This window comes from Ramlibacter sp. Leaf400 (genome assembly GCF_001424545.1).
GTDB lineage: Bacteria > Pseudomonadota > Gammaproteobacteria > Burkholderiales > Burkholderiaceae_C > Ramlibacter.
This window is the reverse complement of record NZ_LMQL01000003.1, coordinates 82,326-105,454: the sequence shown is the minus strand read 5'-3', so window position 1 is coordinate 105,454 and position 23,129 is coordinate 82,326. Positions and strand designations below refer to the sequence as shown.

Below are 23,129 nucleotides of genomic sequence, written 5' to 3'. Positions count from 1 at the left end.
TCCCCTACTGCGTTCGAATGTCAACCGGGCGAGGCCACGGCGCGGGCACCGACCCGCGCCAGGCTCTCCTGCTCCAAGAACCACGCCGCGGCTTCCTGCAACGCGGCAGGGTAGGGCGTCCAGTCCAGGCGCAGTTCGCGCGCGGCCGCCCGCGCGTCGAGGTGAAGATGCCGCCGCCACAGGGCCACCAGGCCCGGCGTCACCGGCTCCGGCCAGTGCGCCACGTCGCGGCCCATTCGCTGGCCGGCCTTGCGCAAGAGGTGCAGCGCCGGGCCGGCGACCTTGCCTTCGAGCTGCAGCCGCCGGGCCGACAGGCGCCGCACCGGCGTCGCGCCCAGGGCCAGGGCCAGGTCGCTGAAGTACTCGTTCCAGCGCGGACTGTCCGGCGCGGCCAGGTTGAAAGTGCGCTGCTCGCCCGGCGCCAGCGACAGCTCCAGCGAGCGGATCGCCGCGATGCAGACGTCGTCCACGTGGACCAGGTTGGACCAGCCGTCGCCGGCCGCCCCCAGGTCGCCCAGGCGCCCCGCGCGCAGCCAGCGGCCCACGCGGCCCACCCACAGCTCGCTGCCCGGGCCCCACACGCAGCCGGGCCGCAGCAGCACCGCGCGGCCGCCGCCGGTGGCGAACTGCGCGATCTGCTTGTCGGCCTCGCGCTTGGCCTGGTCGTACCAGCCCAGCAGCGGGCCGGGCGCCGTGTGTTCGTCGACCCGCCCTTCGACCGCCCCGTACACCGACATGGTGCTCAGGTGGACGATGCGCGGGCAGCCGGCCGTCGCGGCCGAGTGCACCAGCGTGGCCGCGCCCTCGGCGATGGCGCCGGCGTCGCCCGCCACGCAGTTCACCACCGCGTCCATGCCCTGCAGCGCCTGCGCCAGCGCGGCGCCGTCGCGCGTGTCCAACCGCACCCGGTCCTCGCCCGGCTGCGCCCGCGACGAAGCGCTGAGGGCCTTGTAGCCGGCCTCGCGCAGCAGCCGCACCAGCCGCGAGCCGATGTAGCCGCTGCCGCCCAGCACCAGGACGCGGCCCGTCATGCGAACAGCTCCTCGGTCGCCGCGCGCCGCGGCTGCAGGCGCTGCACCAGCCGGTCGGCCAGGCGCAGCGACAGGGCCACGATGGTCAGCGTGGGGTTGGCCTGGCTGGAGGTGGGGAACACCGCGCTGCCGGCCACGTACAGGTTGCCCACCGTATGCACCTTGCAGTCCGCGTCCACCACGCTGTTCTTCGGGTTGGCGCCCATGCGCGCGGTGCCGATGTGGTGGCCGCCGTAGGCGCCGTAGCGCATCAGGTCCTCTTCCAGCCGGTCGCGGTCGTACTCGTAGCGGCCGACGCCGGTGCGCGCCAGTTCGGCGCTCACCAGGTCCAGCGTGCGCGCCACCGACTCGATGTCGGCCAGGCAGTAGCGCCAGTCCACGCGCAGCTGCCGCATGCCCAGCGCGTCGGGCCGCTCGACCAGCTGCACGCGGCTGGAGGCCAGCGGCTGCTGCTCGCCCTGGACCTCCAGGCTGAAGCGGTTGGTGCGGTTGCGCAGGATCACCGAGGGGAACTTGCGCTGCGCCAGGGTCCGGCGGCGCACCCAGTGGGTGAGGAAGGCGGCGGTGTCCAGCGGATCGCGCAGCACGTTGAGCACGTGGCGCGCCCACACCTCGCCGTCCATCGGCTGCGATTCGCGCAGGCGCTTGCCGTACTCGTAGCTGATCAGGTTCTTGGCCAGCACCAGCCCCGAGAGCACGCCGCTGCGGTGCGACGGATCGGTGATCTTGGGAAAGTGCAGCCGCGCCACCGCGTTCATCAGCCCGTGGCGGCGCTGCTGCACCGGATCGATCTGCAGCCGGCGGCGGCAGTACACGCCGTCGGGCGCGACCTCGTAGCCGTGGCGCACGTTGTTCACGTGGCCGTGGATGGTCAGGGTGCCGACGTTGCCGGCGATGTGGCACTGGTAGTAGCGGCCCACCACGTCGTTCTGGTTGCCCACGCCCTGCGGCACCACGTCGCTGGAGTGCAGCATCAGCCGCGCCGTCTCCAGCCCGCCGCTGGCCAGCACCACGGCGCGGGCCGACACCTGGAAGCGGTTGCCGTCCAGCGTCGCCACCTCCAGCGTGCGCACGCTGGCGCCCGCATCGTCCAGGCGGATCGCCGTGCAGTGCGCGCCGGTGAGCACGCGCACGTCGGGCGCCACCTCCAGCCGCCTGCGGTAGCGCTTGCCGAAATCCGTGGGGCAGGAAAAGCGCTCCAGCCCGTGGGTGCGCACGATGGCGCTGTCGAAGCCGGCGAACATCGGCGGCGCCGAGGGCAGCGCGGTGCGCGCGTCGTAGGCGAAGCGGCCGGCCTCGGACCAGGCGTTGGCCTGGGCGTACCAGGGCTGCAGGCCGTCGTAGGAGATCGGCCAGCCGCTGTGCGGCACCCAGGCACGCTCCTCGAAATCGATCGGGTCGTAGGGCATGCAGCGCCCGCCCCACAGGCTGGTGGAGCCGCCCAGGCCGCGCAGCCGGTAGCGGTGCAGCGGGCTGTGCATGCGCTCGTCGGCCACCTCGCCCTGGTAGTGGGCCTGGGCCCTGGCGTCCTGGCTGCGCTCGCCCGCCTCCAGCAGCAGCACCGACAGGCCGCGGCCCGACAGCGACAGCGCCAGCGGGATGCCGGCCGCGCCCGCGCCGACCACGCACACGTCGGCCTGCAGCGTGGTGCCGCGCGGCACCTGGTGCGCGCTCTCGATCACGCCTGCACCTCCACCGTCGGCGCGGGCGGCTGCTGCACGGAGAGGCCGAACTGCCGCTGGTGGATGCGCGCCACCGTGGCGGCGAAGCGCTTGAGCGAGAACTGCGCCTCGTACAGGGCCTTGCCGTTGCGCTCCAGGCGCTCGCGCAGGTCGTGCTCGGTCAGCACCAGGGCCAGGCCGCGCGCGATGCTGGCCGGGTCGCCCGGTTCGACGAAGCAGGCGTCGCGCCGGTGCGCCAGCACGTGCGGGATCTCGCCCACCGGCGTGCAGACCACGGCCACGCCATGGGCCAGCGCTTCCAGGATGGCCAGCGGCAGTCCCTCGTCGTACGAGGGCAGGACCAGCACGTCGGCCTCGGCCAGCAGCCGCGCCAGTTCCTCCTGGCCGGCCCAGCCGTGAAAGTGCACCTTGTGCGCCACGCGCAGGCGCTCGGCCTGCGCGGCGTAGCCGGCGAGGTCGCCGCCACCGGCCAGCGTGAGGTGCAGGGGCACGCCCGACAGCGCCGGCTGCGCCAGCGCCTGCAGCAGGTCGGACACGCCCTTGCGCTCGGACAGGTTGCCCACGAACAGCACGCGCGGCACGTCGTGCAGCGTGACGGGGCGGCGCGGCACCGTGGGCTCGGGCACGCCGTTGATCACGATCTCCACCTTGTCGGCCGGCACGCGCAGCTCGCGCGTCACGAACTGGGCCGACACCTTGCCCAGCACCACGCAGGACTGCGGCAGCGAGAAGATCCAGCGCACCAGGGCCTTCACCGGCGCGGGGAAGCGCTGGAAGCTGTGGTGCAGCTGCGCGGCGTGCAGGTGCAGCACGGTCGGGATGCCCAGCAGCTTGCAGGCGGCCAGCACGATGGACTCGCGAACGAAGTCCAGCCGCTCGGCCATGTTGACGTGCACGCCCGCCACCCGGCCATTGAAGCGGGCCCTGGCCAGCTTGCCGACCGCCCGCGCCACCTGCAGCAGCGAGGCCGCGGCGTTGCCGCTGCCCCGCGTGTCGAGGGGCCGCAGCACCGGGCCGGGCCCGTCGGCGGGCTGGGACTGGATCAGGTAGTCGGCCACCTTGTACATGCCGCCGCCCATGGGGGTCCAGGGCACGGCGATGTAGATGAAGCGGCTGTCGCGGTCGTCGCCGGCCAGCGGCGGCACGCTCAGGCCGAAGGTGGAGGAACTGTCCATCGGTTGGGGCATGGGGTCGGGCGTTGACGGTGTCGTCGAAGGAGGTTTCAGCGGTGCGTGTCCGAGATGCGGTTCTCGCGCTCGAAGCCGAAGGGCGAGCGCTCGACCTCGTCGTGCAGCACCAGGCTGGGGATGAGGGACCGCGGCGATTGCCGCGGGGCGAGGAAGCCGCGCAGCAGGCCGGCGGCCTGCACGCACCAGGAGACCACGGAATAGACGCCGCGCGACAGCGAGCGCTTGCGCCACGACATGGCGGCGAAGGGCGCACCCAGCAGCACGCCGAACACCGTCACCCGGGTGTCGGATTCCATCGGCCAGAACGCCACGGCCACCAGCAGCGCCCACCAGGCCAGCACGCCCAGGTAGAGCCGCAGCTCGCGCAGCCCGCGCACCACCAGCTTCATGCGCGGCTTGCCCAGGGCGCCGCGCAGCAGCTCGCCCAGCCCGCAGGCGTAGCGGCTTCGCCAGCGGCGCAGCAGCAGGCGGTAGGGCGGCGCGTCGTGCCCGAAGTGCGTGACCGCGTCGAAGGGCAGGCGCCACAGCTTCCAGCCCAGCGAGCGCAGCCGCACCGCCAGGTCGAACTCCTCGTAGCTGTGCAGGTTGCGGTCGGAGATGTAGCCGGCTTCCTCGATGGCGCGGCGGCGGTAGAGGCCGCCGCCGTCCAGCCGGTCGACCGGGCCGGGGTTGCGGTGCGGCTCGGCCCGCAGGCTGCGCTCGCCGCGTTCGCGGTATTCCAGGCTCTCGGTGTTCTGTTCCACCACGCGGCCGGCGACGCCGGCGATCTCGGGGTGCTGGGCCAGGAAGGCCAGGGCGTGTTCCAGGAAGCCGGGCACCATCTTCATGTCGCCGTCCATGATGTAGACGTACTCGCCGCGCGAGTGCTGGTAGCCCAGCTGGGGGCCGGCGCCGCAGCTGCGGTCGCCCGCGCTGGCCAGCTGGACCACGCGCACCGGGTAGCGGCTGGCCACCTGCACGGTGCCGTCGGTGGAGGCGGAGTCGGCCAGGATCACCTCGCCGCCCACGTCGGCCAGGGCCGCCAGGCAGCTCTCGATGGCCGCGGCGATGTTGGCCTCCTCGTTGAGGGCCTTGATGATCACCGAGACCCGGCAGGGTGCCGTGGGCGTATTCATTGCGTGGGGCCCTCCGGCGAGAACACCTCGGCGCTGCGCAGGCGCCAGCGCTGCCAGCTGTCGGCCACGTGCGAGGGCATCAGCAGCGTCATCAGCAGCGTGAGCTGCCAGCGGCGGGTGAGCGCGACGTGGCGCGCGTCCCAGAGGAAGCGCAGCGCGGCCATGCGGTTGCCGGCGCCCAGCGTCTCGCGCGCCATCGTCACCTCCTGCTGGCCGACGAACCACAGCGCCGAGCGGCGCCGCTCGCGCGGGATCTCGCCCGAGTACGCCGCGGCGCGCATGCGGCGCAGGTACTCCGGCGGCGTGGCGGGCGGCGTGCGGCGCGACAGGCTGTCGGGCAGCAGGCGGATGGCGGCGAAGGGCGCGTTGACCACCGCCGCGGGCGTGCGGTCGGCCACGCGGAACCACAGGTCCAGGTCCTCGCCGTGCGACTCGCCCTCGATGAAGCAGGTGCCCATCTCGCGCAGCAGCGACGCGCGGATGGCCACGCTGCTGCTGTTGAAGGGGGCGGTGCGCATCCAGCGCTGGCGCAGGTCGTCGACCACCTCGACCTCGACGAAGCTTTCGGAAGCCGACCAGGGCTCGGGGTCGCCCAGCACGTTGCTCATGTTGCGGGTCTGCGTGCCCAGCAGGCCCGCCTCGGGGCAGGCCTGGTGCGCCTGCCGCAGCGCGGCCAGCATCTCGGGGTGGTACCAGTCGTCGGCGTCGAGGAAGGCGATCCAGTCGCCGGTGGCTTCGGCGATGCCGCGGTTGCGGGCGGCCGAGACGCCCGAGTTGGGCTGGCGCACCAGGCGCACGCGCGGGTCGGCCAGGGTGCGCACGACGTCGACCGAGGCGTCGGTCGAACCGTCGTCCACCACGATCACCTCGTGCGGCGCCAGGGTCTGGGCCAGTACCGAACGGATGGCGCAGTGGACGTAGCGCGCCTTGTTGTACAGCGGGATGACGACGGAGAACTTCATGCGGCGGTCCTGAGGGTCGGCTCGATCGGGGTGGGCGCGGCCCGCGGGGCGGGCACGCGGGCCGCCGCGCCGGAAGCCACCGCGACGATGAGCAGGAAATGGGTCATGACGTGGCTGCCGTAGTCGACCAGCAGCAGGGGCACCTCGCTGATGGACAGCAGGGCGGTGGAGATGAACAGGGCCAGGCTGAGGCCCCCGGTGGCGCGGGCGTAGCGGAAGGCCATCCCGGTGAGCACGACGGCGTAGACCACCAGGCCGATGGCGCCGACCGTGCCCGAGCGCGACAGCGTGTCCAGCATCTGGTTGTGCGCGTGGGTGGCGTTGGGCATCTGGATCGCCTGGCGGTAGTCGGCGTCCCAGATCGTCAGGCCGTAGCCGAACACCGGGTTGCGGCCCCACTCCTCCATGGCCACCACCCAGATGCGGTCGCGGCCGGTCAGCGAGGCCAGCTGCGCGCCGGTGCTGGTGTTGAAGAAGTCGGCGATCACCGTGGGCAGGTCGAACACCAGGAACGCGGCCAGCACGGCCACGATGCCGGTGATCACCAGCAGCAGCAGCCCGACGCCGAAGGAGCTGCTGCGGGGGTCGCCGGCGTGCTGCACGGCGTCGATGCCGCGGCGCACCACCACCAGGCAGCAGGCGCTGATCAGGAAGCACAGCCAGGCCGTCTTGGACTGCGCCATGAACAGCACGCCCAGGCCGAGCGCCCATGCGAACAGGTTCAGCCAGGTGCGCTTGAAGGGCCGCACCCAGAGGATGATCAGCACGGCCTGCGTCAGCATGCCCATCATCACCGGGTGCGAGGTCAGGCCGCCGAAGCGCGGCAGGCCGGGGATCAGGCCCTGCGTGTAGCTGGAGTCCAGCACCATGATCGGGTTGACGAAGATCAGCATCACGCTGGCCAGCAGGAACACCACGAAGGCGTTGCGCACGGCCCCCAGGATGCGGTCGCGGTCGGCGGGTCCGGCCAGCGAGCAGGCCAGTCCCAGCAGCAGCGGGTAGACGTACTCGTGCGAGATCTTGGGGTTGGTCGCCAGCACCGCCGTCATCGCCACGGTGGTCAGCCAGTAGAACAGGAAGGACCCGGTCAGCAGGGGCGAGGGAACGGCCTTGCGCTGCGCGAAATGGCTGACGATGCGCTCCAGGCAGACCGCGATCAGCAGCAGCGAGATGCCGCGCTGGATCCAGGCGATCACCGGATGGCGCGTGGCCAGCTCCAGCGCCTGGGTCTCCTGCTCCAGCATGGCGAAGGCCTGCGTGAGGTCGCGGCCTGACAGCAGCACCTCCAGGCCGGTGAGCACCAGCATCAGCGGGAACAGCAGGAACAGCGCGCCGTCGCGCCGCGGCTTCCAGCCATCGGCCTTCTTCGCGGAGCGCGCCTTGCGCGCAGGGACGGTGGTCGCGTCGTGGGCTCGGTTCATCGGGATCGTTCCTTGCGGCATGCGGTCATGGCCGGGCCTGGGGGGCCCAGCGCGGGCCCATGGAGGGGATCAGGCGCGAGAGCACGCCGCGCGCCTCGGGGCCGAGCACCTGCGGCCACACCAGGGTCACCAGCAGCAGCGTGCCGAAGCCGGTGCAGCCTTCCACGATCAGCGTGGCCAGCGGCTGGTGCAGCGACGACACGAACTGCCGGCCCAGCGTCACCGCCACCCCGCACACCGCGGCCAGGGCCAGGCCGCGCAGCGCGAACGGCAGCAGCAGGCGCCAGGACAGGTCGAGCGCCCGCAGGCCGGCGGCGACGATGACGATGGCGCGGGCGAAGATCACGCCGGCCGCGGCGATCACGATGGCGCGGATGCCCAGCGGCGCCAGCAGCCACCACAGCGGCACGGCGGCGGCCAGCATCGGCAGCTGCAGCATCGCCTCCAGGTGCTTGCGCCCGGTGTTCCACAGCACCGGCGTGGACATCCCCAGGCAGCACCAGGCGGGCAGGCACAGGAACATGATCGCCATCACCCAGCCGGCCTCGCTCCAGGCCGGGCCGTAGAGCACCCGCACCAGGTCGCCGGCCAGCATCGACAGCAGCACGCCGGCCGGGATCAGGAAGACCATCATGCAGGCCAGCAGCGTGAGCCAGGCCTGTCCCAGCTGGCGCAGGTCGTCCTGCAGCCGGGCGCCCGCGGCCAGGAAGGTGGGCTGCAGCGAGTTGACCAGCAGCACGTACGGGATCGACGCGAAGTTGTAGGCCACGTTGTAGAGGCCCACCGAGTGCGTGTTGAGGAGCCGGCCGATGACGATGCGGTCGACGTTGGTGAGCAGCCAGTTGACCATGTTGGTGAAGAACACCGTGCGGCCCGTGTCGAAGGTGTCGGCGCTCATCGGATGCCGCAGCAGCGGCTTGATCGGGTGCGGGCGCAGCGCGAAGCTGGCCACCAGCGCCACCAGCGCCTGCACCACGCACGCCCCGGCCAGGGCCTGCGCCTCGAACCCCCGCAGGGCGAGCGGCACGCCCACCATCAGGTAGCCGGCGCCGTAGCTGCCCAGGTGGATCAGGCCGATGTCGCGGAAGTTCAGCTCGCGCGTCATCAGGCAGCTGGAGGGCGCGATCAGGCTTTGCAGCAGGACCGCGACCGAGATCCAGCGCAGCATGGGTTCGACGCGCGGGTCGCCGAAATAGGTGGCCAGCCAGCCCGCGCTGGCGTAGACGCCCGCCGCGCAGACCAGGCCCGCCATCAGCTGCCAGGTGAAGGCGAAGCGCACGTCGTCGTCGTCCACCTCCTTCTTGAGCACCAGGCTGTAGCTGAAGGCGTTGCCGGCCAGGAAGCCGGCGAAGGTGAGCACCACCAGGCCGATGCCGTAGACGCCGTAGTTGCTGGGCCCGAGCAGGCGGGCCAGGACGACCTGCGCGACGAGTTGCAGCGCGAAGCGGCCGATGGTGGTCAGCGCGCTCCACTTGAAGGCGCGTTCTGCCAGGGTCCGGAGTTTCGTCGCCCTCATTGTTGGCTGTTGCCCCAACGTCGCAGCACGATGCCGGCCATCAGCGCCAGCGCGGCCAGCAGCATGCCGGTCGTGTGGTCGCGCCCGGACTCGTGCTTCTTGTCTTGCGCCGGATCGGCGTCGGCCTTCAGTACGGCCTGTTCGGTCTTGCGCTGGGCGCCTATCGGCTGCGCCGGCCCCACCAGCGTCGCGTGCATGAGCCCCGTCGCCGAAAAGGCTTCGGCGGTGGCGGCCGGCAGGTTGTCCGCCAGGGCGGTCTGAAGTGCGAAGCCGAGGGCGAGCGCAGGAAGAATCTTGTACATCTTGGCGTCCTTGCGGTCCATCGATGCGGACGATTCTCAAACAGCCCCCCTGCGCCGTGGGGCAGTCCCGCCAAGGGGGTCATGGCTCTTTCAGGCTATTGCCCAGATGGGGCCCCACGGCTGAGCTCGCCAGCTCAGCGTTGGACGCCCAGCCGCTTGCGCTCGGGCAGCCTCAGCAGGCCGGTGGACAGGGCCGTGCCGCACACGATCACCGCCGCGCAGAAAAGCATCCAGCCGGTGACCTGCTCGTCCAGGAACAGCACGCCGTAGAGCACGGCGAACACCGGCACCACGAAGGTGACCGCCAGCGCACGGGCCGGGCCGGCCTCCTCGATGAGCCGGAAGTAGAGGATGTAGGCGATGCCGGTGCAGACCACGCCCACGGCCAGCAGCGCCAGCCACGCGGCGGCGCCCGGCATGGTGGCGGGCCAGGTCCACGCCGCCGGCAACGCCAGCACGAGCGTGGCGCCCAGCTGGCTGCCGGTGGCGGTGACCAGGGGCGGTAGGCCGGTCAGGTACTTCCTGGTCGCGCTGGCCGCGATGCCGTAGCACAGCGTGGCGACCAGGCAGGCCAGCACGGCCCAGCCGGGGGCGATGCCGCCGGCGCCCGTCTTGAAACTCGCGCCGTCCCAGGCCAGCAGCGCCACGCCCGCGAAGCCGACGACCAGCCCGAGCGTGCGCGACGCGCCCGGCCGGTCCTTCAGCCACAGCCAGGCGACCAGCGCGCCGAACAGCGGCACCGTCGCGTTGAGGATGGCCGACAGGCCGGTGGTGATGGTGGAGACCGCGAAGGCGAACAGCGCGAACGGGATGCCCGAGTTCAGCACGCCGATCACCAGCACCTTGCGGCCGTGCTGGCGCAGCTGCGGGCCCAGGCCGCGCCACAGCACCAGCGGCAGCAGGAAGGCGCAAGCGATGGCCACGCGCAACGCGGCCGTGGGCAGCGGCCCCAGGTCCACCACCGCCAGCCGCATGAAGAGGAAGGAGCCGCCCCAGATGGCGGCCAGCAGCACGAAGTCGGTGATGGAGGAAAGCGGCATGGCGGGCGAGTGTGGGCGCAACCGCGGCCATGGCCGGGTTCGCATTGATGAAAGTTGCGCTGCCGATTGATGCGGGCGGGATGCGGACCGCTAGGGCAGCGCGCCTTCCAGCTTGAGCAGCGCGGTCTTGCGGTCCAGCCCGCCCGCATAGCCGGTCAGCGAGCCGTCGGTGCCCACGACGCGGTGGCAGGGCACGACGATGCTCACTGGGTTGCGCCCCACGGCCGCGCCGACGGCGCGCACGGCAGCGGGCTTGCCGATGCGCTGGCTGAGCGCCGCGTAGCTGGTGCGCTGGCCCGGCGGGATGCCCAGCAGCGCCTGCCACACCGACTGCTGGAAGGGCGTGCCGCCCTGCAGGTCCAGCGGCAGGTCGAACGACGTGCGCTGTCCGCTGAAGTACTCGTCGAGCTGCAGGCAGGCGAGTGCCAGCACCGGATGGTCGGGCACCAGCGGCCACTGCGTGGCCGGCGGGTGGTAGCGCTGGCCCTCGAACCAAAGGCCGGCCAGGCCGCGGTCGGTGGCGGCCAGGAGGATGGAGCCCAGCGGGCTGGCGTGGCGAGCGGCCACGAGGGAAGCGGGCAATTTCATGAGGGGTTCCTTGGACGTCCGACATTCGCGCGGAGGCGGGGTGAAGGCCCGTCGTCCCCGCGGAGGCGGGGCGCAGGCCCGTCGTCCCCGCGCAGGCGGGGACCCAGTGCTTCCTCTTCGGTTTCGCGAAGGCGGGAGCCCTGGATTCCCGCCATCGCGGGAATGACGGAGGGAGACGCGGGAACGACGGGGGAAGACGCGGGATTGGCGTGGGGAGCGGGAACGGCGCCGGGGGCCAACCGCGCCCACGCGCGGATCACCGCGTAGCTGCGCCACGGCTTCCACGCCTGCGACGCCGCCTCGGCTTCGCGAGCCGGCAGGCGCGCCTGCTGCACGCCCAGCGCCTTCTGCAGGGCCACGTCGCCGGACGGGAACGCATCGGGCCAGCGCAGCGCGCGCATCGCGATGTACTGCGCGGTCCAGTCGCCGATGCCGGGCAGCGACTTCAGGGCCTCCACCGTGGGCCCCACGTCGGCGCCCGCATGCAGCTGCAGCGTGCCGGCCTGCACCGCGCGCGCCAGCGCCACGATGGCGGCCTGCCGCTGTCGAACGATGCCCAGCGAGCCGAGGGCGTCGCCTTCCGCCTGGGCCAGCGCTTCCGGCGTGGGGAACAGCCGGTGCAGGGCCGCGTGCGGCGTCTCGATGGGCGCGCCGAAGCGTTCCACCACGCGCTGCGCCAGCGTGCGCGCCGCCGCCACCGTGATCTGCTGGCCCAGCACCGCGCGCACGGCCAGCTCCCAGCCGCCGAAGGCGCCCGGCACCCGCAGGCCCTCGCAACCGGGGAAGGACTCCTGCAAAACGCCGTTGACCGCCAGCGGATCGCAGTCCAGGTCGAAGGCCGCGCGGGCGCGCCGGATCACCTGCGGCAGGGCCTCGTGCAGGGACTCGCTCACGCGCAGCACGAACTGGTGGCGCTCCTCGTCGAAGCCGGCTTCGATCCAGCCGCCATGCCGGCGGCCGCCCGCGTGCAGCTCCAGCGTGCGGGCCAGCGTGCCCGGGCCCTCGGCCGCGACGTGCTCGAGGCCGACGATGGCCCGCTGGCGGAAGAACGCGAGCATCGCGCCCGTGTCGTACGGCGGGCGGTACCCGAGCCGCACCACCATGCCCTGGCCCGCCGGCCCCGCGCCCTCGCGCCGCAGGCGGCTGGGCGACAGGCCGTAGTGCTGCGCGAACGCGGCGTTGAAGCGGCGCAGGCTGCCGAAGCCGCTGGCCAGCGCCACCTGCGTGACGGGCAGGGCGGTGTCGGCCAGCAGCTGCTTGGCGGTGAGCAGCCGCCGCGTCTGCAGGTACTGCAGGGGCGAGACGCCGAACTGCGCCTCGAAGATGCGGCGCAGGTGGCGCTCGCTCACGCCCAGCCGGGCCGCCAGCAGCTCCACCGAAGGGGTGTCGTCGCCCCAGGCCTCGGGCTCGTCGAGCATGCGCGCGGCCTGCCGCGCCAGGATGCTGGCGGCATCCTGCATCGACCAGGCCTGCGCATCGGGCGCCAGCTCGGGCCGGCAGCGCAGGCAGGGACGGAAGCCCGCCCGCTCGGCCTGCGCCGCATGGGGGAAGAAGCGGCAGTTCTCGCGCCGGGGCGTGCGCACCCGGCAGACCGGGCGGCAGTAGATGCCGGTGGACGTGACGCCGGTGAAGAAGCACCCGTCGAAGCGCGCGTCGCGTGCCTTCAGCGCCAGGTAGCAGGCGTCGGGCTGCAGGGTCTCGGGGTCCAGGGGCATGGGCTCATCATAGGAGGGCGCCCCGCCGGGACTGGCCGTTTTCGGACATGTCCCTCCCGGCCCGTTCCCTACAATCCGCCGTTTCCCCGAACGCTCCTTCCTTCCACTTCCTACTGTCCCGCCATGCAAGTCTCCCCTTCCATCTTCAAGGCCTACGACGTCCGCGGCATCGTGCCTTCCACGCTGACGGAAGAGGTGGCTGAAGCGCTCGGCCGCGCCTTCGGCACCACGGCCAGGGCGGAGGGCGAGCGCACGGTTGCGGTGGGTCGTGATGGCCGCCTGTCCGGCCCCATGCTCTCGGCCGCGCTGGTGCGCGGACTGCTGGACAGCGGCGTGGACGTGATCGACGTCGGCGTGGTCACCACGCCCATGCTGTACTTCGCGGCCAGCACGCTCTGCAGCAGCGGCATCCAGGTCACGGGCAGCCACAACCCCAAGGACTACAACGGCTTCAAGATGGTGATGGGCGGCCGGGCCATCTATGGCGAGGAGATCCAGTCGCTGCGCCGCATGATGGAAGACGGGAGCGGGACCACCGGTGGCCAGGGCAAGGTGCGCAACGTCAACATCCTGGCCCCGTACCGCGACCGCATCGCGGGCGACATCAAGCTGGCGCGCCCGATGAAGATCGTGATCGATTCGGGCAACGGCGTGGCCGGCGCTTCGGCCCCGGGCATCTTCCGCGCGCTGGGCTGCGAGGTGATCGAGCTGTTCAGCGAGGTGGACGGCAACTTCCCCAACCACCACCCGGACCCGAGCAAGCCCGAGAACCTGAAGGACCTGATCGAGGCGCTGCGCACCAGCGGCGCCGAACTCGGCCTGGCCTTCGACGGCGACGGCGACCGCCTGGGCATCGTCACGCGCGGCGGCAACAACATCTACCCGGACCGCCAGCTGATGCTGTTCGCGCGCGACGTGCTGCAGCGCGTGCCCGGCGGCACCATCCTCTTCGACGTCAAGTGCACGCAGCGCCTGGCCCCCGCCATCCGCGAGGCCGGCGGCACGCCGCTGATGTACAAGACCGGCCACTCGCTGATCAAGGCGAAGATGAAGGAAGTCGACTCGCCCCTGGGCGGCGAGATGAGCGGCCACATGTTCTTCAAGGAGCGCTGGTACGGCTTCGACGACGGCACCTATGCCGGCGCGCGGCTGCTGGAGATCCTCTCGCGCGAGAAGGATGCGGGCGCCGTGCTGGACGCGCTGCCCACCAGCTTCTCGACGCCGGAGCTCAACGTGAAATGCGCCGAGGGCGAGCCGCACGCCATCGTGGCCGAGCTCATGGCCAAGGCGAAGTTCGCGGCGCCGGCCGAGGTGTCCACCATCGACGGCGTGCGGGTCGACTGGCCGGACGGCTTCGGCCTGGTCCGCGCGTCCAACACCACGCCGGTGCTGGTGCTGCGCTTCGAGGGCCAGACGCAGGAGGCGCTGCACCGCATCGAGGGCGAGATGCTGGCGCTGCTGCGCAGCGTCAAGCCGGACGCGAAGGTCGCCGAAGCGGCGCACTGACGGCACCGCGAACTCCTTGAACATCCTCATCGTCAAGCTCTCGTCGCTGGGCGACGTGGTGCATGCCATGCCCGCCGTGCAGGACGTGCGCACGTCGCTGCCGCATGCGGCCATCGACTGGGTGGTCGAGCGCGGCTTCGCACCGCTGGTGCAGCGCTGCGAAGGCGTGCGCCAGGCGATCCCGCTGGAACTGCGCCGCTGGAGCAAGGCACCGCTGTCGCCCGCCACGCGGCAGGGCTGGCGCGCCTTCCGCGAGGCGCTGCGGGCGCAGGCCTACGACGCGGTGCTGGACCTGCAGGGCCTGACCAAGTCGGCGCTCGTCGCCCGCACCGCGATCGTGGCCCCGGGCGGCAAGCGCTATGCGCTGGCCAACCAGACCGAAGGCTCCAGCTACGAGGCGCCGACCCGCTGGCTGGCCGACGTGGCCGTGCCCGTGCCCTCGCGCAGCCACGCGGTGCAGCGCTCGCGCGAGCTGTGCGCCATGTCGCTGGGCTACGCGATGCCCACGACCCTGCGCTGGGGCCTGCTCGCGCAGCCGGTGCGAGAGGGCGACCGGCCCTGCGTCGCCTTCGTGCACGGCACCTCCCGCGACGACAAGTGCTGGCCCGTGGAGCACTGGGTCCGCACCGGCCGCCGGCTGGTGGAGGAGGGCTTTGCCATCGGCCTGCCGCACGGCAGCGACGCCGAGCAGCAGCGCAGCGTCGCGCTGGCCGCGGCCATCGGCCCGCACGCAGTGGTGTGGCCGCGCCTGGACCTGGCCGCGCTCACCGACCGGCTGGCCGGTTGCGCCGGCGTGATCGGCGTGGACAGCGGCCTGTCCCACATCGCGGTGGCGCTGCAGCTGCCGCACGTGCAGGTCTACAACTTCGACACCGCCTGGCGCACCGGCCCGCTGGGCGAGGGGCCGCAGCGCAGCGTGCACGGTTCGCCCTGTCCGTCGCCCGAGGCGGTGTGGGCCGCCTGGCAGGACGTGCGCCCGCGATGATCCGCCGGCTCTATTCGCTGCTGATGCACGGCGCGCAGCCGCTGCTGCGGCGCCGGCTGCGCCGCCGCGGCGTGGCCGAGCCCGGCTACCTGGAGGCGGTGGACGAGCGCTTCGGCTTCTACGGCACGCCGGCCGTGCCCGGCGCGCTGTGGATCCACGCGGTGTCGCTGGGCGAGACGCGCGCGGCGGCGCTGCTGGTGCAGGCGCTGCGCGAACGCGACCCGGGCCTGCGGATCCTGCTCACGCACGGCACCGCCACCGGCCGCGCGGAAGGCGCCTCGCTGCTGCGCGAAGGCGACGTGCAGGCCTGGCTGCCCTGGGACACACCGCACGCGGTGCGCCGCTTCCTCGCGCATTTCCAGCCGCGCGCCGGCGTGCTGATGGAAACCGAGGTGTGGCCCAACCTCGCCGAGGCCTGCCGGCGCGCCGGCGTGCCGGTGGTGCTGGCCAATGCGCGCCTCTCGGAGAAGTCGCTGCGCCAGACGCTGCGGCTCAAGCGGTTGTCGCGGCCGGCTTACGCGTCGCTGCAGGCCGCCTGGGCGCAGACCGAGGACGATGCCCGCCGGCTCACTCGGGTGGGCGCGCGTGTCGGCGGCGTGTTCGGCAACCTGAAGTTCGACGCCCAGCCCGATCCCGCGCTGCTGGCGCGGGGACGCGGCTGGCGCGAGCGCCTGGCGCAGCCGGTGGTGATGTTCGCCAGCTCGCGCGAAGGCGAGGACGGCGAGCTGTTCCGCTTGCTGGCCGCGCAGCGCGAGCTCGACGAGGCGGGCTTCGCCCGGCGGTCCAGCGATGCCGCCGTCCCGGGCGTGCGGTGGCTGGTGGTGCCTCGCCACCCGCAGCGGTTCGACGAGGTCGCGGCGCTCGCGCGCCAGGCGGGGCTGTCGGTGTCCCGGCGCAGCGAGTGGGATGCGGAGCAGGGGCCCGCGCAGGCCGACGTGTGGATCGGCGATTCGCTGGGCGAGATGCCGCTGTACTACGGCCTGGCCGACGTGGCGCTGCTGGGCGGCAGCTTCCTGCCGCTGGGCGGGCAGAACCTGATCGAGGCCGCGGCGTGCGGGTGTCCGGTGGTGATGGGCCCGCACACTTTCAACTTCGCGGAAGCCGCGGAGAACGCGCAGGCGGCGGGGGCGGCGGTGCGGGTGGCGACGCTCGAGGATGCGGTGCGCGAAGCGGCGGGGCTTGCGGCCGACGCGCCGCGGCGCGCGCGCCAGGCCGAAGCCGGATTGAGCTTCGCTGGCGCGCACCGCGGGGCGGCTGCGCGGACGGCGCAGGCCGTGCTCGACCTGCTGGCCGCGGGCCGCTGATCGCGGCCGAACTTCTTCTTCTTCTTCTTTTCTTCCCTCCGCTTCGAGGACTTGGTCAGGGCGTCCGTGACTTGACGCCTTGTGGGCGTGGCCCTCGCGCCCCAGCATCCGCGGCTTCATCGACCCTTACCCAGCGAGGAGTACATGGGATATCGCGCCTGCATGCGGCTTCGGCTCACCGGAGCCGCTTTTTTGATTGCCTTGGCCACGGGCTGCGGCGGTGGTGGTGGCGGAGGAGGAGGAGGCGTGGTGCCGGATGTGCCGGCGCCGCCCGAGGGGCCGCCGGCGGTCGTTCCGATCCCGCAAGTGCTCACTTGGGGTGAGTTCCCGGAAGCCCGCGTGGTGCTCGGTCAGCAGGGCTTCGACCAGGGTGACGCGCCGGTGGATTCGCACCAGCTCGATCGCCTGGATACGCCCACGGGGAGCCCGGCGGTGATGGCCGATGGCAGGCTGTTCGTCGCGGCTCGAAACGCAATCAAGGTGTTCACCGGCTACGACGCTCTCAGCGGCGCCGCCGCCGAGTTCGAGTTGGCTGGCAATGCCTTCGATGTTTCCACGCGGGACGGGAACCTCGTCGTCATGGCCTTCAACAACGCGCTCATTTACAACTCGGCGCCGGCCGACGCACTGGCGGACCATGACATCGTCGTGGGGAACTTGTCCGGGTTCCCCGGCTGTGCCGATGACAAATTCAACCACCCCCAGGCCGCCTACATCACCCCACTCGGCAAACTGATCGTTGCTGACACTCTCAACCATCGGGTACTGATCTGGAGCAAGGTTCCCGAGGCTGGCGAAGGTGCTGACTTCGTGATTGGGCAGGGCAACAAGAACATCTGCCAGCCCAACGACCGGGACGAAAATGGAACTGGGGAGGTCGATCCGAACGAAAAGACGTTGCGCGACCCGAGCTCCGTCTGGTCGGACGACCGCAGGCTCGTTGTTGCGGATCGGGGAAACAACCGCGTCCTCATCTGGGAGACGTTCCCCGACGGGGATTTCCGACCGGCAACCCGAGTCGTCGGGCAGGCGAGTTTCACCGAGGGACGAATCAACGCAGGCCAAGGGGAACCGTCGAGCGCGACCTTGTTCGCCCCCGGTTCCGTGGACGTCCGCGAGAGTGGGCAAATGGCGGTCGCGGACACGGGCAACAGCCGCGTGCTGGTCTGGGACACCTTTCCTGAAGCGCAATTCGGGCAAGTCGCGACCCAGGTGATCGGCCAGCGGGATTTCGCGGGCGGCACCGGGAACGCAGGTGGCGATGTTCCAGCCGCGAACACCTTGCGGGGGCCCACCGGCGTCCGGTTCGACGGCCGCAACCTGGTCGTCGTGGACAAGGGGAACCACCGTGTCCTGGTCTTCCGCTCGACCAACTAAGACCGACCCCGGCGCGACGCGCGGATGAAGCGAGAGACGGCCGGACATTCCGGCCGTTTCCATTTCTGCAAGAAGCCCACACGTATGGATGAGCATGAGCCGTGTCCGCCTGTAAGCCGCCCGGCCCAGCTCGGCAGGGTTTGTAAGCTTCGAACCCTCCGCTTACAGCTCATCCGCGTTTCCCTACAGACGCGTCGGACGTGTCCTACTAGCATCCGGCCCCAACGCTGAGCTTGTGGCCCCTCGAGGGCCCGCGCCACGCGGCGCAGCAGCCCCAGCGTCCCCGCCTCCTTCCGACCGTGGCACCGCCGGCAAAGCGCCGCGCGCCCGCGCCGGGCGGAGCTTTGCCCGACGCCACCCGAAGAGACGTTCCCGATGGTCCCGCAGTTCAAGACCCCCCGAACCCGTTCGCATTGCAACGCCGCCGCGCGGCGCTTCCAGGCCAAGTCCTGCGTGCTCGCCGCCGCCCTCGCGCTGGGCGCGGGCCTGAGCTGGGCCCAGGTGCCCACGATCCCCGTGGCGCCCAGCCCCAACGCCTGGCTGCAGGCCGGCCGCGCCAACGACGCATACTGGATCGAGGACAACCGCTGGGGCGCGGGCTTCATCACGGAGGGCCCGAACGCCTCGCAGTTCGAGCAGCAGGTCGGCGTCAGCCCCAACGTGGGCGCCAACGGCGAAGTGGCCTTCCGCTTCAAGTGGCGCTGGCCCAACCCGGCCGGCTCGGCCGAGGTCAAGGGCTACCCGTCGGTGCTGAGCGGCCGCAAGCCGGGCTTCTACAGCTCCGGCAGCATGGTGGACGGCGACCCGATCCGCCTCACCGACGGCTCCACGCTGCAGCAGGCGCCCTCGGGCCACACGCCGGGGACGATCTTCCCGATGCAGCTGCCGCTGAAGTCGCTCAAGGCCAAGTTCAACCTCGCCCACCTGTCCACCCCGACCGGCCAGGGCCACCTGAGCTTCGACATCTGGCTGCAGTCCGCGCCGAAGCAGGACGCCGGCTTCATGAGCTCGTCCATTACGCACGAGATCATGATCCCGCTGAACAACTGGGGGAACTACGGCACGCACAACACGCCGGGCGGCCGCAACCCGGTGTGGTACGACCATGACGCCACCATCGGCGGCAAGCTCTACCACGTGTATGCCACCAAGGGCGCGGACGGCGCGCTGCTCTACAACTTCGGCTCGCTCAACGGCACCTACGGCAAGACCGGGTGGAAGATGATCGCCTTCGTGCCGGCCGTGCTGCCGGTCGCGCCCGGCGAGATCGACCTGGCGGCCATCATCAACTACGTGTCGACCCGCCGCGACGCCAAGGGCAACCCCTGGGCCGTGGGCAACGAGTACGTGGCCAGCGTGGAACTGGGCGTGGAGCCGGTGGTCGGCAGCGGCGACATGGTGGTCTACGACTACAAGCTGTGGAGCGGCACGAGCACGGCTGCGCCTGCTCCGGCCCCCGCACCCGCACCGGCTCCCGCCGCCCCGGCCCCGGCGCCCACGCCTGCTCCGGCGCCCGCCCCGGCTCCGGCACCGGCGCCCGCGCCGACGGCCAGCTGCCCGACCTGGAGCGCGACCACGCGCTACATGGCCGGCGCCAAGGTGATGCGCCTCGGCCAGGCCTACGTGGCCACCGCGCTGAGCTCCTCCGTGTGGAACATGAATTCGCCCCCGGAGTGGACGCCGAGCTACTGGAGCAAGACCACCTGCACGACGACCATCGCGCCGGCGCCTGCTCCTGCGCCCGCGCCCGCGCCTGCGCCGGCGCCTGCACCCGCGCCGAGTCCCGCACCCGCACCCGCACCCGCACCCGCACCCGCACCCGCACCCGCACCCACCTCCGCGGCGTGCAGCACCTTCCCGGCCTGGAGCGGCACCGTGCGCTACATGGCCGGGGCCAAGGTGATGCGGCTGGGCCTGCCCTACGTGGCGACCACGCTGAGCTCGTCCGTGTGGAACGTGAACTCGCAGCCCGAGTGGACGCCCAGCTACTGGAGCAAGACGACCTGCACGAAGTAGCGGTCGCCCCCGCGAAAGGCGGGACCGTTGCGCCCGGCCTGGGCTGCCCGCACACTCGGGTGGTCATGACCGAGCGCAACGCCATGCACCAGCAGGATTTCGATTCCCCCGCCGTCGCGCGCCTGCGCGAAGACCTCGCGCTCGCGCTGCGGGCTGCCGCCCACCACGGGCTGGCCGAGGGCGTGTGCAACCACTTCAGCCTGGAGCTGCCCGACCGCTCGGGCCGCTTCCTGCTCAACCCGCGCGGGCTGCTGTGGCAGGAGGTGCGCGGCGACGACATCGTCATGGTCGACGCGCACGGCCGCCAGCTGGCCGGCCGCCACGAGGTGGAGCCGACCGCGATGTTCATCCATGCGGCGGTGCACCGCATCGCCCGCAAGGCCTGCGTGCTCCACACCCACATGCCCTACGCGACGGCGCTCACGCTGACGCAGGACCGGGGCCTGGACACCACGCTGTCGCAGAACGCGATGCGCTTCCATGGCCGCATCGCGATCGACCGCCGCTACAACGGCCTGGCGCTGGACGAGCGCGAAGGCGAGCGCATCGCCCACGCGATGGAAGGCCGCGACATCGCCTTCCTCGCCAACCACGGCGTGGTGGTCTGCGGCGACCGCGTCGACTACGCCTACGATGACCTCTACTACCTGGAGCGGGCCTGCCTGCACCAGGTGCTGGCCCAGTCCACCGGCCGGCCGCTCGCGCCGGTGGCTGAAGGGCTGGTGCGCGATGTGGCCGCGCAGACCCAGGGCGAGCGGCTGCAGTCCGAGCTGTTCTTCGAGGCGCTGCGCCGCGTGCTCTGAGGGACGCGGTTTCGCGTCCACGGATGGGTTGCATTCGCCCAAATGCAATCCGACAGGGGTAAATTAAGCCCGTCCGGGAGAACTCTGCCGTTCCCCGGTGGTCCAAACCGGTCGCGGCCGGCCTTGCGACCGGCCTTCCGATGCGCGTCGCCCACGAAGCGGGGACGCCCTACACGCTGATCGATGAAAGCATTCAACCTCCAGCTTCGGTTCCTCCTTCCCCTCGTCGTCGTGCTCACGGCGGCGGCCTACTTCGCGCTGCCGCTGATGGACAGCCTCACGCTTCGCTGGTTCGCGCGCGACATGAACATGCGCGGCAACCTGATGGCCAACACGCTGTCGGAATCGATCGCCGAAGCGCTGCAGGACCCCAAGGGCCGCAAGCTGCAGCACCTGTTCAACCGCGCGGTCGAGGACGAGCGCATGGTGGCCATGGGCTGGTGCTCCACGGCGGGCGACCTGCTCACGCGCACCGCCAGCTACCCGAAGGACCTGACCTGCGCCGCCGCCGAGCGCCTGGGCAGCGAGGTCGACCCGCGCCTGCGCCTGCAGGGCGGCTCGGTGCATGTCAGTTCGCACGCGGTCACGGCCGAGTCGGGGCCGGTCGGCCAGCTGGTGCTGCTGCACGACCTGAGCTTCATCGAACGCCGCAGCCAGGACACGCGCCGCTACCTGATCGCGCTGATCGCCGGCGTGGGCGTGATCATCGCGCTGGTCACCATGGCCGTGGCGCAGCTGAGCTGGCGCGGCTGGGTGTCGGGCACCCGCGCGCTGCTGCGCGGCGAGGGCCTGGTGCGGCCGCTGGGCGGCGGCACGCCCGAGCTGGAGCCGGTGGCCCAGGAACTGCGCGCGCGCCTGCGCGACCTGGAGGACGAGTACCGGCGCTACCAGGGCCACGAGGCCGAGTGGGACGCTCCGCGCCTGCAGTCGCTGCTGCGCTCGCAGTTGCGCGGCGACCAGGTGATCGTGGTGTCCAACCGCGAGCCCTACATCCACGAGCGCGGCAAGGACGGCCGCATCTTCGTTCGCCGGCCGGCCAGCGGCCTCGTGACCGCCGTCGAGCCCGTGATGCGCGCCTGCTCCGGCACCTGGATCGCGCACGGCAGCGGCACGGCCGACCGCGACGCGGTGGACCGGCACGACCGCGTGGCGCTGCCGCCCGGCCACGAGGAGTACCAGCTGCGCCGCGTCTGGCTCACGCCGGAAGAGGAGGAGGGCTACTACTACGGCTTCGCCAACGAAGGCCTCTGGCCGCTGTGCCACGTGGCGCACGTGCGGCCGGTCTTCCGCGAATCGGACTGGCACTACTACCGCAAGATCAACCAGCGCTTCGCCGACGCCGTGGTGGCCGAGGCGCGCAGCGAAGACCCGGTGGTGCTGGTGCAGGACTACCACTTCGCGCTGCTGCCCGCGATGGTGCGCCGGCGCCTGCCGCGCGCCACCATCCTGACCTTCTGGCACATCCCCTGGCCCAACCCGGAATCGTTCGGCATCTGCCCCTGGCGCCAGGAGATCCTGGAGGGGATGCTGGGCAGCACCATCATGGGCTTTCACACGCGCTTCCACTGCAAGAACTTCATCGAGGCGGTGGACCGCTACCTCGAGGCGCGCATCGAGCACGAGCACTCGAGCATCTCGCACCAGGGCGAGCAGACCTTCATCGAGAGCTACCCGATCTCGATCGAATGGCCGACGCGGGCCACGATGTCCGAATGGCCGTCGGCCGCCGAGTGCCGGCGCCAGGTGTGCGAGCTGCACGACATCCCCGGCCACCACCGCATCGCCGTGGGCGTGGACCGCTTCGACTACACCAAGGGCATCCTGGAGCGCCTGCACGCGGTGGAACGCCTGCTGGAGAAGCACCCCGAGCTGCAGGGGCGGTTCACCTTCATCCAGGTTGCCGCGCCCACCCGCGCCGCGCTGGAGGAGTACCAGGCCTTCGCGCAGCGCATCGAGCAGGTCACGCGCCGCATCAACGAGCGTTTCGCCTCGGGCGGGCGCGACGTGGTGCGGCTGCTCGCGCAGCACCACGAGCACGACCAGCTCAACCGCCTGTACCGCGCGGCCGACGTCTGCCTGGTCACCAGCCTGCACGACGGCATGAACCTGGTGTGCAAGGAGTTCGTCGCCGCCCGCGACGACGAGCAGGGCGTGCTGGTCCTCAGCCGCTTCGCCGGCGCCGCGCGCGACATGCCCGAGGCGCTGATCGTCAACCCGTACCACGTCGAGGAAGTCGCCGACGCCATCCACCGCTCGCTGACCATGCCGCCGGCCGAACAGCGCGAGCGCATGGCCAACCTGCGCAGCACGGTACGCGAGTTCAACGTCTACCGCTGGGCCGGCAAGATGCTCACCGACGCGGCGCGCTGGCGCCTGCGCGAGCGCATCTCCGAGCGGGTGCAGCGGCACAGGTCGGAGGACGCGGAAGGCGACTCGCGGGGTCGGCTGCGGGCGTAAAGCAGCTGCGGGCGTGAGCCGTCATCCCCGCGAAGGCGGGGAACCAGGGCTTCCCTGACAAGGCCCGCAAAAAGGCGGAAGCACTGGATTCCCGCCTTCGCGGGAATGACGGGAAGGGC

Annotated in this window: 18 protein-coding genes; 7 read left to right on the top strand and 11 right to left on the bottom strand. The window is 71.8% G+C overall.

Annotation, left to right across the window (positions count from 1 at the left end):
- Nucleotides 1-20: 20 nt before the first annotated feature.
- The 11 genes from ASG30_RS03345 to ASG30_RS03295 form a co-directional block, all read right to left on the bottom strand.
- Nucleotides 21-1,031, bottom strand: coding sequence for an NAD-dependent epimerase/dehydratase family protein (locus ASG30_RS03345; protein WP_055892629.1), 1,011 nt, complete (start codon nucleotides 1,029-1,031; stop codon nucleotides 21-23).
- Nucleotides 1,028-2,713, bottom strand: a complete 1,686-nt coding sequence (locus ASG30_RS03340) for an FAD-dependent oxidoreductase (protein WP_055892625.1) — start codon at nucleotides 2,711-2,713, stop codon at nucleotides 1,028-1,030. The genes ASG30_RS03345 and ASG30_RS03340 overlap by 4 nt, the downstream gene beginning before the upstream one ends.
- Entirely contained in the window at nucleotides 2,710-3,900 is a 1,191-nt protein-coding gene (locus ASG30_RS03335) for a glycosyltransferase family 4 protein (protein WP_156385402.1), read from the bottom strand. The genes ASG30_RS03340 and ASG30_RS03335 overlap by 4 nt, the downstream gene beginning before the upstream one ends.
- Before the next feature lie 35 nt (nucleotides 3,901-3,935).
- Nucleotides 3,936-5,018 (bottom strand): glycosyltransferase family 2 protein, encoded by a 1,083-nt coding sequence (locus ASG30_RS03330; protein ID WP_055892623.1) that lies wholly within the window; start codon nucleotides 5,016-5,018, stop codon nucleotides 3,936-3,938.
- On the bottom strand, nucleotides 5,015-5,980 hold the full coding sequence (locus ASG30_RS03325; RefSeq protein ID WP_055892620.1) for a glycosyltransferase family 2 protein: 966 nt from the start codon (nucleotides 5,978-5,980) through the stop codon (nucleotides 5,015-5,017). The genes ASG30_RS03330 and ASG30_RS03325 overlap by 4 nt, the downstream gene beginning before the upstream one ends.
- Complete coding sequence (locus ASG30_RS03320) at nucleotides 5,977-7,401, bottom strand: O-antigen ligase family protein (RefSeq protein WP_082521862.1); 1,425 nt, start codon at nucleotides 7,399-7,401, stop codon at nucleotides 5,977-5,979. The genes ASG30_RS03325 and ASG30_RS03320 overlap by 4 nt, the downstream gene beginning before the upstream one ends.
- A 25-nt stretch (nucleotides 7,402-7,426) precedes the next feature.
- Nucleotides 7,427-8,917 (bottom strand): lipopolysaccharide biosynthesis protein, encoded by a 1,491-nt coding sequence (locus ASG30_RS03315; protein WP_055892617.1) that lies wholly within the window; start codon nucleotides 8,915-8,917, stop codon nucleotides 7,427-7,429.
- The gene (locus ASG30_RS03310) at nucleotides 8,914-9,240 is read right to left on the bottom strand and encodes a hypothetical protein (RefSeq protein ID WP_055892614.1); all 327 of its coding nucleotides are present in this window, start codon (nucleotides 9,238-9,240) and stop codon (nucleotides 8,914-8,916) included. The genes ASG30_RS03315 and ASG30_RS03310 overlap by 4 nt, the downstream gene beginning before the upstream one ends.
- 113 nt (nucleotides 9,241-9,353) lie before the next feature.
- Nucleotides 9,354-10,259 (bottom strand): DMT family transporter, encoded by a 906-nt coding sequence (locus tag ASG30_RS03305; protein WP_055892611.1) that lies wholly within the window; start codon nucleotides 10,257-10,259, stop codon nucleotides 9,354-9,356.
- A 90-nt stretch (nucleotides 10,260-10,349) separates the two neighbouring features.
- Entirely contained in the window at nucleotides 10,350-10,847 is a 498-nt protein-coding gene (locus tag ASG30_RS03300) for a methylated-DNA--[protein]-cysteine S-methyltransferase (RefSeq protein ID WP_055892608.1), read from the bottom strand.
- Nucleotides 10,844-12,562 carry a DNA-3-methyladenine glycosylase 2 family protein gene (locus ASG30_RS03295; protein ID WP_082521861.1) on the bottom strand — a complete coding sequence of 573 codons (1,719 nt, stop codon included), beginning with the start codon at nucleotides 12,560-12,562 and terminating at the stop codon, nucleotides 10,844-10,846. The genes ASG30_RS03300 and ASG30_RS03295 overlap by 4 nt, the downstream gene beginning before the upstream one ends.
- Nucleotides 12,563-12,685: 123 nt before the next feature.
- On the opposite strand from ASG30_RS03295, the gene ASG30_RS03290 reads away from it, so the two are divergent.
- The 7 genes from ASG30_RS03290 (at nucleotide 12,686) to ASG30_RS03260 (ending at nucleotide 23,010) form a co-directional block, all read left to right on the top strand.
- Nucleotides 12,686-14,068: a phosphomannomutase/phosphoglucomutase gene (locus tag ASG30_RS03290; RefSeq protein WP_055892606.1), complete on the top strand. Its 1,383-nt coding sequence runs from the start codon at nucleotides 12,686-12,688 to the stop codon at nucleotides 14,066-14,068.
- A 16-nt stretch (nucleotides 14,069-14,084) separates the two neighbouring features.
- Complete coding sequence (gene waaC, locus ASG30_RS03285) at nucleotides 14,085-15,053, top strand: lipopolysaccharide heptosyltransferase I (protein ID WP_055892604.1); 969 nt, start codon at nucleotides 14,085-14,087, stop codon at nucleotides 15,051-15,053.
- Nucleotides 15,050-16,357 carry a 3-deoxy-D-manno-octulosonic acid transferase gene (locus tag ASG30_RS03280; RefSeq protein ID WP_055892600.1) on the top strand — a complete coding sequence of 436 codons (1,308 nt, stop codon included), beginning with the start codon at nucleotides 15,050-15,052 and terminating at the stop codon, nucleotides 16,355-16,357. The genes waaC and ASG30_RS03280 overlap by 4 nt, the downstream gene beginning before the upstream one ends.
- Nucleotides 16,358-16,501: 144 nt before the next feature.
- Nucleotides 16,502-17,734, top strand: coding sequence for an NHL repeat-containing protein (locus ASG30_RS03275; RefSeq protein ID WP_156385400.1), 1,233 nt, complete (start codon nucleotides 16,502-16,504; stop codon nucleotides 17,732-17,734).
- A gap of 375 nt (nucleotides 17,735-18,109) precedes the next feature.
- Complete coding sequence (locus tag ASG30_RS22835; RefSeq protein ID WP_055892594.1) at nucleotides 18,110-19,750, top strand: hypothetical protein; 1,641 nt, start codon at nucleotides 18,110-18,112, stop codon at nucleotides 19,748-19,750.
- A gap of 65 nt (nucleotides 19,751-19,815) precedes the next feature.
- Nucleotides 19,816-20,553, top strand: coding sequence for an aldolase (locus ASG30_RS03265; RefSeq protein ID WP_055892591.1), 738 nt, complete (start codon nucleotides 19,816-19,818; stop codon nucleotides 20,551-20,553).
- A gap of 183 nt (nucleotides 20,554-20,736) precedes the next feature.
- On the top strand, nucleotides 20,737-23,010 hold the full coding sequence (locus ASG30_RS03260; protein ID WP_055892588.1) for an alpha,alpha-trehalose-phosphate synthase (UDP-forming): 2,274 nt from the start codon (nucleotides 20,737-20,739) through the stop codon (nucleotides 23,008-23,010).
- Nucleotides 23,011-23,129: the final 119 nt, after the last annotated feature.

What these genes read in the sequence shown, in the direction of transcription:
- ASG30_RS03345 (WP_055892629.1), bottom strand. Translation starts at nt 1,031, where the DNA reads ATGACGGGCCGCGTCCTGGTGCTGGGCGGCAGCGGCTACATCGGCTCG.
- ASG30_RS03335 (WP_156385402.1), bottom strand. Translation starts at nt 3,900, where the DNA reads ATGCCCCAACCGATGGACAGTTCCTCCACCTTCGGCCTGAGCGTGCCG.
- ASG30_RS03330 (WP_055892623.1), bottom strand. Translation starts at nt 5,018, where the DNA reads ATGAATACGCCCACGGCACCCTGCCGGGTCTCGGTGATCATCAAGGCC.
- ASG30_RS03325 (WP_055892620.1), bottom strand. Translation starts at nt 5,980, where the DNA reads ATGAAGTTCTCCGTCGTCATCCCGCTGTACAACAAGGCGCGCTACGTC.
- ASG30_RS03320 (WP_082521862.1), bottom strand. Translation starts at nt 7,401, where the DNA reads ATGAACCGAGCCCACGACGCGACCACCGTCCCTGCGCGCAAGGCGCGC.
- ASG30_RS03315 (WP_055892617.1), bottom strand. Translation starts at nt 8,917, where the DNA reads ATGAGGGCGACGAAACTCCGGACCCTGGCAGAACGCGCCTTCAAGTGG.
- ASG30_RS03310 (WP_055892614.1), bottom strand. Translation starts at nt 9,240, where the DNA reads ATGGACCGCAAGGACGCCAAGATGTACAAGATTCTTCCTGCGCTCGCC.
- ASG30_RS03305 (WP_055892611.1), bottom strand. Translation starts at nt 10,259, where the DNA reads ATGCCGCTTTCCTCCATCACCGACTTCGTGCTGCTGGCCGCCATCTGG.
- ASG30_RS03300 (WP_055892608.1), bottom strand. Translation starts at nt 10,847, where the DNA reads ATGAAATTGCCCGCTTCCCTCGTGGCCGCTCGCCACGCCAGCCCGCTG.
- ASG30_RS03295 (WP_082521861.1), bottom strand. Translation starts at nt 12,562, where the DNA reads ATGCCCCTGGACCCCGAGACCCTGCAGCCCGACGCCTGCTACCTGGCG.
- ASG30_RS03290 (WP_055892606.1), top strand. Translation starts at nt 12,686, where the DNA reads ATGCAAGTCTCCCCTTCCATCTTCAAGGCCTACGACGTCCGCGGCATC.
- ASG30_RS03280 (WP_055892600.1), top strand. Translation starts at nt 15,050, where the DNA reads ATGATCCGCCGGCTCTATTCGCTGCTGATGCACGGCGCGCAGCCGCTG.
- ASG30_RS03275 (WP_156385400.1), top strand. Translation starts at nt 16,502, where the DNA reads ATGGGATATCGCGCCTGCATGCGGCTTCGGCTCACCGGAGCCGCTTTT.
- ASG30_RS22835 (WP_055892594.1), top strand. Translation starts at nt 18,110, where the DNA reads ATGGTCCCGCAGTTCAAGACCCCCCGAACCCGTTCGCATTGCAACGCC.
- ASG30_RS03265 (WP_055892591.1), top strand. Translation starts at nt 19,816, where the DNA reads ATGACCGAGCGCAACGCCATGCACCAGCAGGATTTCGATTCCCCCGCC.
- ASG30_RS03260 (WP_055892588.1), top strand. Translation starts at nt 20,737, where the DNA reads ATGAAAGCATTCAACCTCCAGCTTCGGTTCCTCCTTCCCCTCGTCGTC.